Raw genomic sequence first — 12,353 nt, 5'->3', positions numbered from 1 at the left:
GTTCGCAGCTTATTCCCCACCGCAGCCACAAACATCCCCCCCACGCCCAGGAAGCAGGTCAGATCCAGCACATCGAACGAGAGCTCCGCAAGGTGTCCGTGCCCGCCCATTTCCGGCATCACGATCCAGTACAGGTCGATCCAGTGGACAGCCAGAATCCAGACCGAACCCAACACCAGGGCGCCCCGGCGCCGCTTGGGAACTCGTGAGAGCAGCCCGACAAATGGGAGCATGAAGTGTCCGAACAGGAGGAACCAGGAGAGGTTCGTCCAGGATCCGGTGATCCTGCGGAGATACCAGGTGGTCTCCTCAGGAATGTCCGCGTACCAGATCAGCAGATACTGAGAGAATGCGATATAGGCCCAAAAGACCGTGAACGCGAAGACCAATTTCCCCATGTCGTGATAGTGCTCGGTAGTGATAATCCGGACGAGATACCCGGACCGCTGGACGGCGGCGGTCATGACCGGCAGGAGCGCAAAGAACCCGAGGATGCCGCCGGAGAAGTAGTAGACGCCGAAGATGGTGCTGTACCAGTGCGGGTCCAGCGACATCAACAGGTCGAATGCAGAGAAAGTGATCGTCAGCGCATAGGCGTACAGCGCGGGTGCCGCCAGTCGCTGGAGGCGCTGAGTCAATCCGGGATCTCCGGAAGCGTCCTGATCGGTGGATCGGTTGAGGAAGTACCGCGAGATGACAGTCCAGATGATAAAGCAGAGCGCCAGTCGGATCGCGAAGAATGCCGGGTTCAGAAAGCCGGCTTTGTGGGCAAGCAATGCGTCGTGGTCGGCCGCGCCGGGGACCGCCCACGGGTAGAGCTTGTCAAGACCGAGAAAGAGCGGGATGGAAAGCAGCGCGAGCTGGGGTGCCGTGGCCGCGACGACTTCCGCAAACCGCCGAACAGCGACGCTCCACCCGGCCAGCGTGACATGCTGGATCAGCACGAAGAAGAGAGCTCCCAGCGTCAGGCTCAGGAAGTAGGAGAAGTTCACGAGATACGAAGAGAAGAAACGAGGCGTAAGGCCGCCGTCCGAGAATCCCAGAAGGAGACTGGCGATCAGGCCCGCACCACCCACGCCTGCCGCGATTCGTGTGACACGCGTGGCAACCGCCGGGAGGCGCAGCACCTCGTGGGAGAGGTCGACCGTTGGTTCCGTCTGACTCACGATGGCACGCTCCTCATCGAATGGACTCCTGACCTTCGGCCTGAAGTGCCCGAACATGGGCCACGATTGCCCAGCGATCCGCCGCTGGGATCTGCACGCCGTAGGAGGGCATGCTTCGGATCCCGCGGGTAATCGTGTTGAAGATGTGTCCCTCCGGGCGGTCTCTCACAAGGCTGTCGTGGAGGGAGGTCGGCGGCGTCCAGGTGCCCTCTGCCAACTTGTCCGCTCGCAGTGCCACCGGTCCGTCGCCGTTCCCCTGCGCTCCATGGCAGGGCGTGCAGTAGATTCCGTACCGCTCCCGTCCGCGCTCGGCGAGGTCCACCCCCGCGTCTTCGGGAATCTGGTCCGCCCAGTCATCGGCCACGATGCCCCGGTGGAAGTGATCGTCCGCTTCCAGCATTCCCCGCGCAACGGTCCCCTCGACCGGCGCACGCATGCCGCGTCCGTCCGCGAACATTCCGTTGGCGGACTGCGCCCGGAAGCTCGGCTGGCTGTCCATGTCCGGGATGATGTTGATGCGCGGCACCGGCGAGTGCGTGGAGCGGGCTCGCTTGATGAGAGCCGCCGGAACCAGTGACACAGCGATCAACACGATCACGGCAGGCGGGATCCATTTCGGCATGGCGTCAGCCCTCCAGTCTTTCGACCCGGGTTCCGCCCAGGGTGCTGAGGAACGCCTTGGTCCCGTTCGCATCAAACTTGGGATCTCGTGCTTCCACGCTGATGAAGAAGCGATCCTGCGTCACTCGCCGGAACCGCTGGCTGGAGAAGACGGCGTGGTGAAACCGTGGAAATCCGTTCAGGAGAAGCATTCCGAAGAATGCGCCGAATGCAGACAGCAGAATGGTCAACTCAAAGGTCACCGGGATCACGGCCGGGATGCCGAAGAACGGCTTCCCGCTGATCAGGAAGGGATAGTCGTGCGCGTTCGTCCACCATTGGAGGAGAAGCCCCAGGCCGCAGCCTGTGGCACCACCACCGGCCACGACCCACGGGAGGATCGTCGGCTTGAGCCCCATGGCTGCGTCCAGTCCATGCACCGGGAACGGCGAGTGCGCGTCCCACCGGGAGAAGCCATGGTCACGGACTTCCTCGCACGCGCGAAGCAGTCCGCCGGGCGTTTCAAACTCGACGAGGTACCCGGACAGACGGGTGTCTTCGCTACCAGAGGAGTGACGGGCGGCCATCAGGAATCTCCCCGAGCTTCCGCCATCTGTTTCTCACCGACTTCGTGGTCGTGGCCGTGCGCGTGGGACTGGGGCATGACGCCCTTGACCTCCGCCATGGCGATCATCGGCAGGAATCGAACGAACAGAAGGAACAGCGTGCAGAAAAGGCCGAAGCTCCCGAGGAAGGTGAGGATGTCCACCGGTGTCGGAACGAACAGCCCCCAACTGGACGGCAGGAAGTCCGCCGTCAGCGAAGAGATCACAATCACAAACCTCTCGAACCACATCCCCACATTGACGAGGATGGCGACACTCAGCATGACGGGGATGCTGGTGCGTGCGCGCTTCGACCAGAACACCTGCGGGACGAGCACATTGCAGGAGACCATGATCCAGTAGGCCCATCCGTACGGACCGAATGCGCGGTTCAGGAAGATGAATGACTCGTATGGATTCCCGCCATACCACGCGATAAAGAACTCGATGGAGTAGGCGTACCCGACGATAGAGCCCGTCGCCAGGATGATCTTGTTCATGTTCTCCAGATGATGGAGCGTGACGATTTCCTCCAGCCCGAAGAACTTCCTTGCCGGGATGATCAGCGTCACGACCATGGCGAATCCGCTGAAGATGGCGCCCGCCACGAAGTAGGGCGGGAAAATGGTTGTATGCCACCCCGGGATCAGCGAGACCGCGAAGTCGAACGAAACCACCGAGTGTACGCTCAGCACCAGCGGGGCAGCCAGCGCGGCCAGATACAGATAGGCGCGCTCGTATCGTTGCCAGTGCCGGTTGGATCCTCGCCAGCCCAGCGCCAGTAGTCCGTACGCGAGTTCCCGCGTGCGGGTCGTTGCGCGGTCCCGGAGCGTCGCGATGTCCGGGATCATGCCCATGTACCAGAAGAGCAGCGAAACCGTGAAGTATGTGCCCACGGCAAACACATCCCAGAGCAGTGGGCTCCGGAAGTTCGGCCACATGTTCAGCATCTGGTCCGGGTACGGGAAGATGAAGAAGATCAGCCATACGCGTCCGACATGGATCCCCGGGAAGATCCCGGCGCAGATCACCGCGAAGATCGTCATGGCTTCGGCGAATCGATTGATCCCCGTTCGCCATTTCTGGCGGAAGAGGTAGAGGATTGCGGAGATCAGCGTGCCCGCATGCCCGATGCCGACCCAGAAGACGAAGTTGACGATGGCGAAGCCCCAACCCGCCGGGTTGTTGACTCCCCAGATGCCGACTCCCTTGATGAACAGGTACGCGATCATTGCGCCCAGTAGCCCGGTCAGCGACAGCGAGATGCCGAAGAGCACCCACCATGCGCGCGGGGTCTTCCGGTTCTCCACGATTCCGCAGACCTTGTCGGTCAACGACATGAAGCCGTGGCCGCCAAGGACGAGATCCGGGCGGTGTTGCGGATCGTCCGAGGTGTTGTCCGGAATGCGATTGAGCATCGTCGTCATGGATCAGCCCCGATGGTCCTGGTGCCCGTGATCTCCGGACGCCGCGGATTGGCCGTCTCCGGGATTCCGAAGGCGCGCCAGGTAACTGGTTCTGGGTCGAATGTTCAGTTCCTCCAGGAGGACATAGGAGCGGCCGTCCTCGCGAAGACTCTGCACGCGACTGTCCGGATCCGAGAGGTCTCCGAAGACGATGGCCTTGGCCGGGCATGTCTGTGCGCATGCCGGAGTGATCTCCCCGTCGGTGATCGGCCGCCCGTCATTCTTCGCCTGAATGCGGACTGCCGTGATGCGCTGCACGCAGTAGGTGCACTTCTCCATCACTCCGCGCGTGCGGACCGTGACCTCCGGGTTGTTGGCCATCTGCCGGACGCCCTCCTGGTCCTTCGTGTTGTGGAACCAGTTGTACCGTCTCACCTTGTACGGGCAGTTGTTCAGGCAGTACCGCGTGCCGATGCACCGGTTGTAGACCATGTCGTTCAGGCCCTCTTCCGTGTGCGTCGTGGCGGCCACCGGGCAGACCTGCTCGCACGGCGCATTCTCGCACTGCTGGCACGGTACGGGCAGATGCCCCACTTCCGGGTCATCCGGGTCGCCGGTGAAGTAGCGGTCCACGCGCAGCCAGTGCATCTCCCGCCCGTTGGCCACCTCTCGTGGCCCGACCACCGGGATGTTGTTCTCTGCCTGACACGCCACGACGCACGCGCTGCATCCGTTGCACGCGGTGAGGTCGATGCTCATGCCCCACAGATGCCCGTCGAAGGAGTGCTCCTTCCACAGCGACTTGAGCGGCGGGTGATGGTCCATGTGCCGGGCGAAGGCGGGGTCGTGGCGGAACTCGCTCAGTGTTCCCTGCCGATAGAGGGTCGGGAGGCGGGCGGCCTCACCGCGTCCCTGGGTGGTATCGTCCAGGATGTGGTGTTCCTGCGTGACCGCGAGCTTCGCACGGCGTCCGGTCTTTTCCATGAGAACGCCGCTCGCGTACCCCTGGAGATCGGAAGTGCGGAACGCATAGCCGTCGGCCCCGACCCCTTCCGCAACCTGCCCTCCACGGGTTCGGCCGTACCCCAGCGCCACGGCCACCGAACCCTTCGCCTGTCCCGGGAGGATCATGGCCGGGATCTCCATCGACCGGCCTCCCCGGGAGAGGCGGACCACATCTCCGGTGCGGAGTCCACCGGCATCCGACGGAGCGATGAGCGCCGCATTGCCCCAGGTGAGCTTCGTGGAAGGATCCGGGAGTTCCTGCAGCCACCCGTTGTTCGCAAACCGGCCGTCGTGGAGGCACGCATCTCCCGCGAAGACGACCTCCATCCCGATCCCCGGAGCGGTGTCCGGGCTCTTCACGGCATCCCACGAACCACCCGTCACTGACGGGACCATGCTCTCCCGCCTGCGATCCGCCGCGAAGCCGTCGTGGAGAACGCGGCGCCAATGCTGATCGAAGGCGGCGTCTCCCTCTGAAGCGTCGCGCCAAGTCTGACGGACGAGGTCGTGTCCGCGGGCCGATTCTCCGGTTGCGAGGAACGCGATCAGCTCCGCCGGAGTCCACCCGCCGTAGAGCGGGGCGATCAGCGGCTGAACCACCGAGGCGGTTCCATCCCATGTGGCGGCGTCGTCCCAGCTTTCGAGGAAGTGCGTGCGCGGAAGATGCCACCGGCAGGCGCGCGAGGTCTCGTCATCGTACAGCGAGAGGTGGATGGCGTGGGGTACCCGGGTCAGCGCGTCCGCGAAACGGTGGTCCGCGGGGGCGTCATAAGCCGGGTTCCCGCCCAGGATGACCAGCGTCTCCACCTGCCCCGAGGCGGCGGCGGTGGCCAACGACCCGATGGACGCGACATGGGTCTCGCGATCCGGGTCCGGGTCCGCGGTGTAGGTCACCGGGCCGCCGGCATTCCCAAGCGCGACATTCAGCAGATGCGCCAGCGCGTGAACATCCGCGCCCTGTCCCGGCCCGGCCGCGACCATCCCGTGTCCCCGATGCGCGAGAAGGTCCCGGACCATTCCCGCCACAACCTTCGCCTCGGAGTCGGCGACATGAACGCTTCCGATCCGATCGCGAAGAGCCGAGGCGGCCGCCGGAATCGACACCTCTCCCGACGAGAAGACACCGTTCGCAACCGCCCACGCAAGGGACGCAATCCGCGCCTCCGTCACCGGGAGACGATGGTCCGCCTGCCCGCCGGTGATCGTGAATCGGCTCTCGGTCACATACAGCCGGTTCATCGTGCCGTCGGCGGCACGCCGCCGGGAGGCGAAGTCCCGGGCGTTTCTCACCGATTCCGGGTGTGATCCCAGTAGGTCCGCGCCGAGCGAGACAATGACCTCTGCCGCATCCATCGAGTAGTGGGGACGATACGGGGTACCGAAAGCCGTCCGGGTGCCTTCGCGCTCGGCATCTCTGGAGAGGGGATCGTACTCGTGCCAGACCGCCTTCGGGAAGGCGTGCAGGAACTCCCGCTTCATCCGGGCCAGTGTTTGCGAGGACGAGGCTTCCGAGAGGACCCGAAGACCCTGTCCGCCGCTTGCGCCGAGTGTGCGAAAATGCGCACGGGCTTCCTGAAGAAAGTCCTCCACCGTGCGGGAGGAACCGGTTCCGCCTCCGTCGCGAAGGATCGGATGTCGGCTTCGCTCCGGGTCGTAAAGTCCCAGAATGGCCGCTTGCGACAGGAGATCCGCGCCGCCCAGGCTGGCGGGATGTTCCGGGTTCCCCTCCAGCTTGACCGGGCGGCCGTCGTAGCTTGTCGCAATCAGCGGACGGGCTGCACCGGAGAGGTCCATCGCCGTGGCAAAGTGCTGCGGCACCCCCGGCGTGAGTCCTTTCGGACGGCTGGCGAAGGGGACGATCGTCTCCTGGGGCCAGCGACACCCCGCCATACCCGCCAGCGCCACAGACGCGCCCATGACCTTGAGGAACTGCCTTCGGGACGCGGGCGAATGGGTTTCCGGCAAGAGGCTCGGAAACTCCCGTTCCACGAGATCCTGGAACTCGGGGGTTCCCGCGTATTCCTCCAGCGTGCGCCAGGTCCGGCTGGCTCCGGTGTTCATCGATGGCATGTGGAGCAGTCCGTCGAGGGGTGAATGTTGTTTTCACGGGCCAGCGCCGCGCCGAGAGCCGCGCGGTCCTCCCCGGGGTCCCAACTCATGGTCGTCGCCAGTTCCGGAGAACGAAGGCGTTCGGTCGGGTCTCGGTGGCACTTCAGGCACCAGCTCATGCTGAGCGGGGCGTACTGGTACACCGTTTCCATCTGGTCGACCGGGCCGTGGCACTCTTCGCAACCGACACCACGCCGCACATGGGCGCTGTGGTCGAAATAGACAAAGTCCGGAAGATCATGGACTCGCAGCCACTCAATGGGCATTCCCGTGGCGTGGCTCTCCCGGACGACCGCCAGTTTTTCGCTCTCGGTGCGAATGGTGGAGTGGCAGTTCATGCAGGTCTCCGTCGGGGGGATGGCCGCGTGGGCTGCCCGTTCCACGGTGTCGTGGCAGTACCGGCAGTCAATCTCCAGTTCTCCCGCATGGAGTGCATGGCTGTAGGGGACGGGTTGCGGCGGTTCGTATCCGATGTCCATCGTCTGCGGACTGGTCCCGTAATACGCCAGCGCCACGGCGTAGATCAGCCCGGGTACGAGAAGCACCCCCCCGATCTTGAGGGCGCCATCCACCCAGGAGGGCAGAAGCTGCGTTCGTCGATCTTCGTGCACGAGGACTTTCCGTTCGGAGAATCGCCCACGAGGCGAGCGGCCGGGAAGAACGCTCCGGGAAGCCTGTCGGCTCCGCGCTTTTCCCGAGCGCCACCTGGGGTGGTGTGGAACTTAGGACATGAACCGCGAGGACTCTAGACACTTGGGTTGCGGTGCGCAAGCGTGAAAATCGGATGGTGTTGTCCGGTGTTTCTCGACGATCAGGCTTCCGGCGGCCGCCTTCGCCCCCAGGCGGCCAGCAGTGCCGCGCTTCCCAGAAGCAGCGCCCCGACTGTCTGGTGGGCCGTTTCCACCAGAGCGCGGACCCGGAAGGGGAGAGCTTCCGCCGCGCCCCAGCCCCACCCGCGCAAGATTCCGAAGCCGAGGAGAATCTGTATGCCGATCAGCCCCACCAGCGCGCCTGCCCATACGGATCGGGCCGAACGCGGGTCGCGGGTTGTCTTCAGTGAGTGTGCGCCGGTGGCCACCGCGAACCCGGCCGCCACTGCGGCAAACGCAAAGTGCTCGATCAGCCCCTGTCCGGTATGCCGGACTCTTGCCCCGAGGGCGATCTGAAGGAGCAGCGTGAGTACGGCCAGCGCGGGCAGGGTCTTCGCCCATGCCGTCGGGCGACTCTCGCCGGGGGAGGGAAGCGTCTTCCACGCGCGGGAGGTCACTGCGGCGAACACCGCCATGAAGGCGAAGAACACCTGCCCGGAAACCCCGTGCAGTACGGCCAGCAGGAGGTTCGGGGCGGTTTCCTCCGGCGACGCGCTCCAGGTGAAGTGCCCCGTCACGCGGAGCCCTCCAAGGATGCCCTGGAGGATCACAAACCCCAGCGCAGCCACCCCCGCAATCCGAACCCCGCGCCTGGAATCCGCCCGGAATGCGTGAATGGCCAGGGTCAGCGTCGCCAGTCCTACAAGGGAGCCGAACACCCGGTGCGAGTGCTCGTAGAAGATCCCCCCGACCATCCGCGAGAAGGGGTAGAGGAACATGCTGTAGCCGAAGGAGTTCGGCCAGTCGGTGACAGCCAGTCCGGCGCCGTGGGTGGTGACGAGACCGCCGATGAGAACAAGAAAGCCCGTGGCCGCCACCGTGACCCGTGCGTGGAGTGCCAGCCAGTCGGGGCGGGTGCCCGTCGCCCGGCGCACGGGAAGCGCTCCGATTCCCCCGAGCAGCGTGCAGGTTCCGAGAAAGCCGGGGATCCAGAGAATGCGGTCCGCAGCCATGCTGTTCGGGGAGGCGCCACCGAGAACTCCCCCGAGAAGGAGCAGGCTCCACACCGAAGTTGAGAACCCGGCGGCCATCCCGGCGCGGATGCCGTCGCCGGATGCCCGGGCCGCAAACCCTCCTCCGACGACCACCAGCGCGGCAAGGACCCCGAGGAGAGCTGGCCCGGGGAGAGTGGCGGGGGGGATTCGGAACAGGAAGCCCGTCCCCGCCAGCGCAACCGTGATCCCGAGTCCTGCAACCAGCGCGCCCATGTCAGCGTCCGGGCTCTCTGTCTTGGAACGCACGCCGCGACTTCACCGGCGCCGGCCCGAACTTCGCTTCGACCGGGGGGTGCTCCGCGTGGAGTCGCAGCACCTCTTCGATCGCTCTGGCCAGCTGGGGGTCCCGCCCTGCGGCGACATCCGCGGGTGGATTTACCACTTCGATGTCGGGGATCACGCCCCGGTTCTCCAGCGACCATCCCTGAACCGGATCCCACCATGCGTACTCCGGCTGCGTGAGGCCACCGCCGTCCACCAGTCGCTTGTCCGCTCGGATGCCGACCACGCCTCCCCACGAACGCTGCCCGATCACCGGCGCCAGTCCGTCGAGCTGTACGGCCATCGGGAAGATGTCGCCGTCGGAGCCCGCCCGCTCGTTGGTCAGAACCACGAACGGCCCGTTCAGCATCCGGTACGGATAGGTCCAGACCCCGCCGCCTCGGGAACGGTCGAAGCTCACGAGCGTCCGGCGGAAGCGTTCCAGCAGCAGTTGCGAGACGAAGCCGCCGCCGTTCCACCGGCAGTCCACGATCATTCCCTCGCGGTCCAGCTGCGGGTAGAACCATCGGTGGAACTCCACCAGCCCTTGCGTGCCCATGTTCGGCACATGGATGTAGCCGATCCGACCGTCCGTCATCTCGGCGACGGTCTCGCGGTTCTTCCGCACCCAGTCGATGTAACGGAGGCGTCGCTCACCGCCCAGCGTCGTGACGGCGACTTCCCGCGAGTTCTTTCCGCGAGCATTCTCCGCTACCGTGAGCAGCACTTCCCGTCCCGCGAGATTCTCGAAGGCGGCGTGCAGCGGCTGGTCTTCGCGGAACGGAACATGGTTCACCGCGAGGAGATGGTCGCCCTCGCGAACACTCACCTCCGGCTCGACCAGCGGCGAGCGATCTTCATCCGCCGCGTCGCCCCGATAGATCTTCTCCACGCGGAAGGTGTCCCCGTCCCGCGCGAAGTCCGCGCCGAGAAGACCGGTGGACACGCGCTTCACGCGAACCCCGCGGTCTCCGCCCCACACATAGGTGTGCGAAGTGGCCAGTTCCCCGATGACCTCCCCCATGAGGTCACGCAGGTCGTCGCGGGTGGAGACTCTCTCCAGCAGTGTCGCGTACTGGTCGCGCGTGGCCTTCCAGTCCACGCCGGACAGGCCGGCGTCCCAGTGGAAGTCCCGCATGTGGCGCCACCCCTCCAGGTAGATCTGTCGCCACTCTTCCCGTGGGTCCAGTTCGATCACGATGTCGTCCAGCGAGACGGCGGCGTCCTCCAGGTCCTCGCCCGGCGGCGATCCGGCATCCACCACGAAGTACTCTCCGCGCTTCTTCCGAATGGCGATCTTCTCCGCTCCCGCCTCCAGATCGAAGTCCGACACGCCGCCCAGGAACACCTCCGCCTCTTCCTCCTCGAGATGGAATGCCATCAGCGAAGAGGGCGGCCCGCTCTTTCCGGAGGACCGCTCGGCCATTCCCCGGATGGGCCGGGACAGGTAGAAGACGCGTTCGCCGGTTGCGGCGAGGTCGCTGTAGATCCCGGCGGGCACATCCAGTACGACAAACCGATTCTCCAGCCCTTCGAAGTCGATCTCCACGGGGTCCGGCTTATCGTCCTTGTCCCCGTCGTCTTCGTCGCTCTTGTTGTCATCATCCGCGTCCTCTTCTTCATCTTCATCGCCGGGCAGTCCCGTCTTCGGCGCGAAGGGATTCTCCACATCCGGGCGAAGGAGGAAGAGGTACGGTCTGGTCATCTTCAGTTCGACATCGCGGAAGTCCCGGCCGCCGAGCACCGGGTTCATGGTCCGATTGCTCAGAAAGTGAAGGTAGCGGCCGTCCGGATCCCAGGCGGGCGCGAAGTCGTCGGTGGTGGTCGGCGTGACGCGCCGGGTCTCATCATCCCGTGTGTCGTAGAGGAAGACGGAGCGAAAGTCCGTAAAGGGAACCTTCACATAGGCCAGCCAGCGCCCGTCAGGACTCCACGCGTAGTCGCGAATCTCCTCCTGTTCGGAGTGATCCACGGTGCGCGCGCGTCCGCCCTTCAAAGGCGCGACGAAAAGCGTCTGCGTCTCGTCGGACCAGGCTACCCACTCTCCATCGGGAGACGGCCGGGGCGGGAAGTGCCACCCCTTTTCCCCTGCGGGTTGCAGCACGGTTTCCTCGCCCCGGCCCCATGCGTCGCGGGAGCGAATGGACTCTTCGCCGCCCTCGTCGCTGACATAGAGGACGGTCTCCCCGTCCGATCCATAGCTTGCCCAGCTTTCTCGCGCGCCGCTGCCCCGCGTGACCGGAAGTGTGACGCCTTCTTCCACCGGAACGGAGAAAACCTCGCCCCGCGTGGTCACGGCCAGGCGTTCGCCATCCGGGGAGAGGTCGAACCAGGTGAGCGTGGCCTTCGCATCCGCGTACCGGTGCCGCGTGAGCTTGCGCTCGGAGGGAAGGTCGATCGAAAGCGTCCGCTCCGAACCGTCGGACGGGTCGAAGAGTGACACCCCTCCCGCCAGCATGAACACGATCCGCCCATCCGGAGCCATCGATGGCCAGCGGATGTCCCACCCGTCTTCATTGGTATGGCGGGTTCGGTCTCCGCCGTCGGGGGTCATCGACCAGAGGTTGCCGGTGCCGCCCTCGTCGCTGACGAACCACACGCGCCCGTCCCGCCACATCGGCATGGCGTCCGTGCCGGTGAAATCCGTCACCCGCCGAAAGTCCGCCCGGTCCGGGTGCCCGACCCACAGATCCTGGTTCGAACCTCCCCGGTAGCGCTTCCAGGTGCGCCGCTCGCGGTTGAGTCGATTGAACGCCCACAGTCCGCTTTCGGGATCCATCGCCACGCGAGACGCCCGGCCGATGGGGAGGACTTCGGCGTCCCCTCCGCCGGTGGGTGCCGTGAAGATCTCCCAGTCTCCGTGCGGGTGGTGGCGTCGGCTTCGGAAGAGGATGTCGGAACCGTCCGGCGTCCACCCGAGCACTTCATCCGACCCGGGGTGCCAGGTGATGCGGCGGGGTTCGCCCCCGTCCGCGGGCATGACAAACACATCGCGGTTTCCGTCGTACTCTCCCGTGAAGGCCAGCGTCTGTCCGTCCGGCGAGAATCGCGGGAAGTACTCGGCGCCATCGTGGGAAGTGATGCGACGGGCTTTCCCGCCCGTGACCGGCGCTGTCCAGAGATCTCCTTCCGCCGAGAAGACGACAGCATTGCCGTGGAGATCGGGCGTGCGCAGATAACCCTCCGCGGCGTCAGACGACGCCAGCCAGGGCAGTCCAAACCCCAGGGCGATGACACCCGCGCTCAAAACCCGGGCCGCGGAAACTCGACGCATGGTTACCTCCGGAAGCGTTCAGGGGAGTGGCGGCGGAAGCCTCAATCGGCGGCCTCGCGCCAG

Annotated in this window: 8 protein-coding genes; all 8 read right to left on the bottom strand. The window is 65.3% G+C overall.

Going from position 1 to position 12,353, the window contains the following annotated elements:
* On the bottom strand, positions 1-1,166 hold a 1,166-nt coding region (locus QF819_09320), incomplete at its 3' end, for a quinol:cytochrome C oxidoreductase (GenBank protein MDP6803350.1).
* 13 nt (positions 1,167-1,179) lie between these two features.
* Positions 1,180-1,788 (bottom strand): cytochrome c, encoded by a 609-nt coding sequence (locus QF819_09315; protein MDP6803349.1) that lies wholly within the window; start codon positions 1,786-1,788, stop codon positions 1,180-1,182.
* A 4-nt stretch (positions 1,789-1,792) separates the two neighbouring features.
* The gene (locus QF819_09310) at positions 1,793-2,353 is read right to left on the bottom strand and encodes a DUF3341 domain-containing protein (GenBank protein ID MDP6803348.1); all 561 of its coding nucleotides are present in this window, start codon (positions 2,351-2,353) and stop codon (positions 1,793-1,795) included.
* Positions 2,353-3,798, bottom strand: coding sequence for a polysulfide reductase NrfD (gene nrfD / locus QF819_09305; GenBank protein MDP6803347.1), 1,446 nt, complete (start codon positions 3,796-3,798; stop codon positions 2,353-2,355). The genes QF819_09310 and nrfD overlap by 1 nt, the downstream gene beginning before the upstream one ends.
* A 3-nt stretch (positions 3,799-3,801) precedes the next feature.
* Complete coding sequence (locus QF819_09300; protein MDP6803346.1) at positions 3,802-6,852, bottom strand: TAT-variant-translocated molybdopterin oxidoreductase; 3,051 nt, start codon at positions 6,850-6,852, stop codon at positions 3,802-3,804.
* Entirely contained in the window at positions 6,840-7,502 is a 663-nt protein-coding gene (locus tag QF819_09295; protein ID MDP6803345.1) for a cytochrome c3 family protein, read from the bottom strand. The genes QF819_09300 and QF819_09295 overlap by 13 nt, the downstream gene beginning before the upstream one ends.
* 200 nt (positions 7,503-7,702) lie before the next feature.
* Complete coding sequence (locus QF819_09290; GenBank protein MDP6803344.1) at positions 7,703-9,001, bottom strand: COX15/CtaA family protein; 1,299 nt, start codon at positions 8,999-9,001, stop codon at positions 7,703-7,705.
* A complete protein-coding gene (locus tag QF819_09285) occupies positions 8,970-12,290 on the bottom strand; it encodes a S41 family peptidase (protein ID MDP6803343.1) in 3,321 nt (1,106 codons plus the stop codon). Before QF819_09285 ends, QF819_09290 begins: the two co-directional genes overlap by 32 nt.
* Positions 12,291-12,353 lie beyond the last annotated feature (63 nt).

The organism is Gemmatimonadota bacterium (genome assembly GCA_030747075.1).
Classification (GTDB): domain Bacteria; phylum ARS69; class ARS69; order ARS69; family ARS69; genus ARS69.
Note: the sequence above shows the minus strand (reverse complement) of the source record. Positions and strands in the feature narration are given on the sequence as shown.

What these genes read in the sequence shown, in the direction of transcription:
- QF819_09315 (MDP6803349.1), bottom strand. Translation starts at nt 1,788, where the DNA reads ATGCCGAAATGGATCCCGCCTGCCGTGATCGTGTTGATCGCTGTGTCA.
- QF819_09310 (MDP6803348.1), bottom strand. Translation starts at nt 2,353, where the DNA reads ATGGCCGCCCGTCACTCCTCTGGTAGCGAAGACACCCGTCTGTCCGGG.
- nrfD (MDP6803347.1), bottom strand. Translation starts at nt 3,798, where the DNA reads ATGACGACGATGCTCAATCGCATTCCGGACAACACCTCGGACGATCCG.
- QF819_09300 (MDP6803346.1), bottom strand. Translation starts at nt 6,852, where the DNA reads ATGCCATCGATGAACACCGGAGCCAGCCGGACCTGGCGCACGCTGGAG.
- QF819_09285 (MDP6803343.1), bottom strand. Translation starts at nt 12,290, where the DNA reads ATGCGTCGAGTTTCCGCGGCCCGGGTTTTGAGCGCGGGTGTCATCGCC.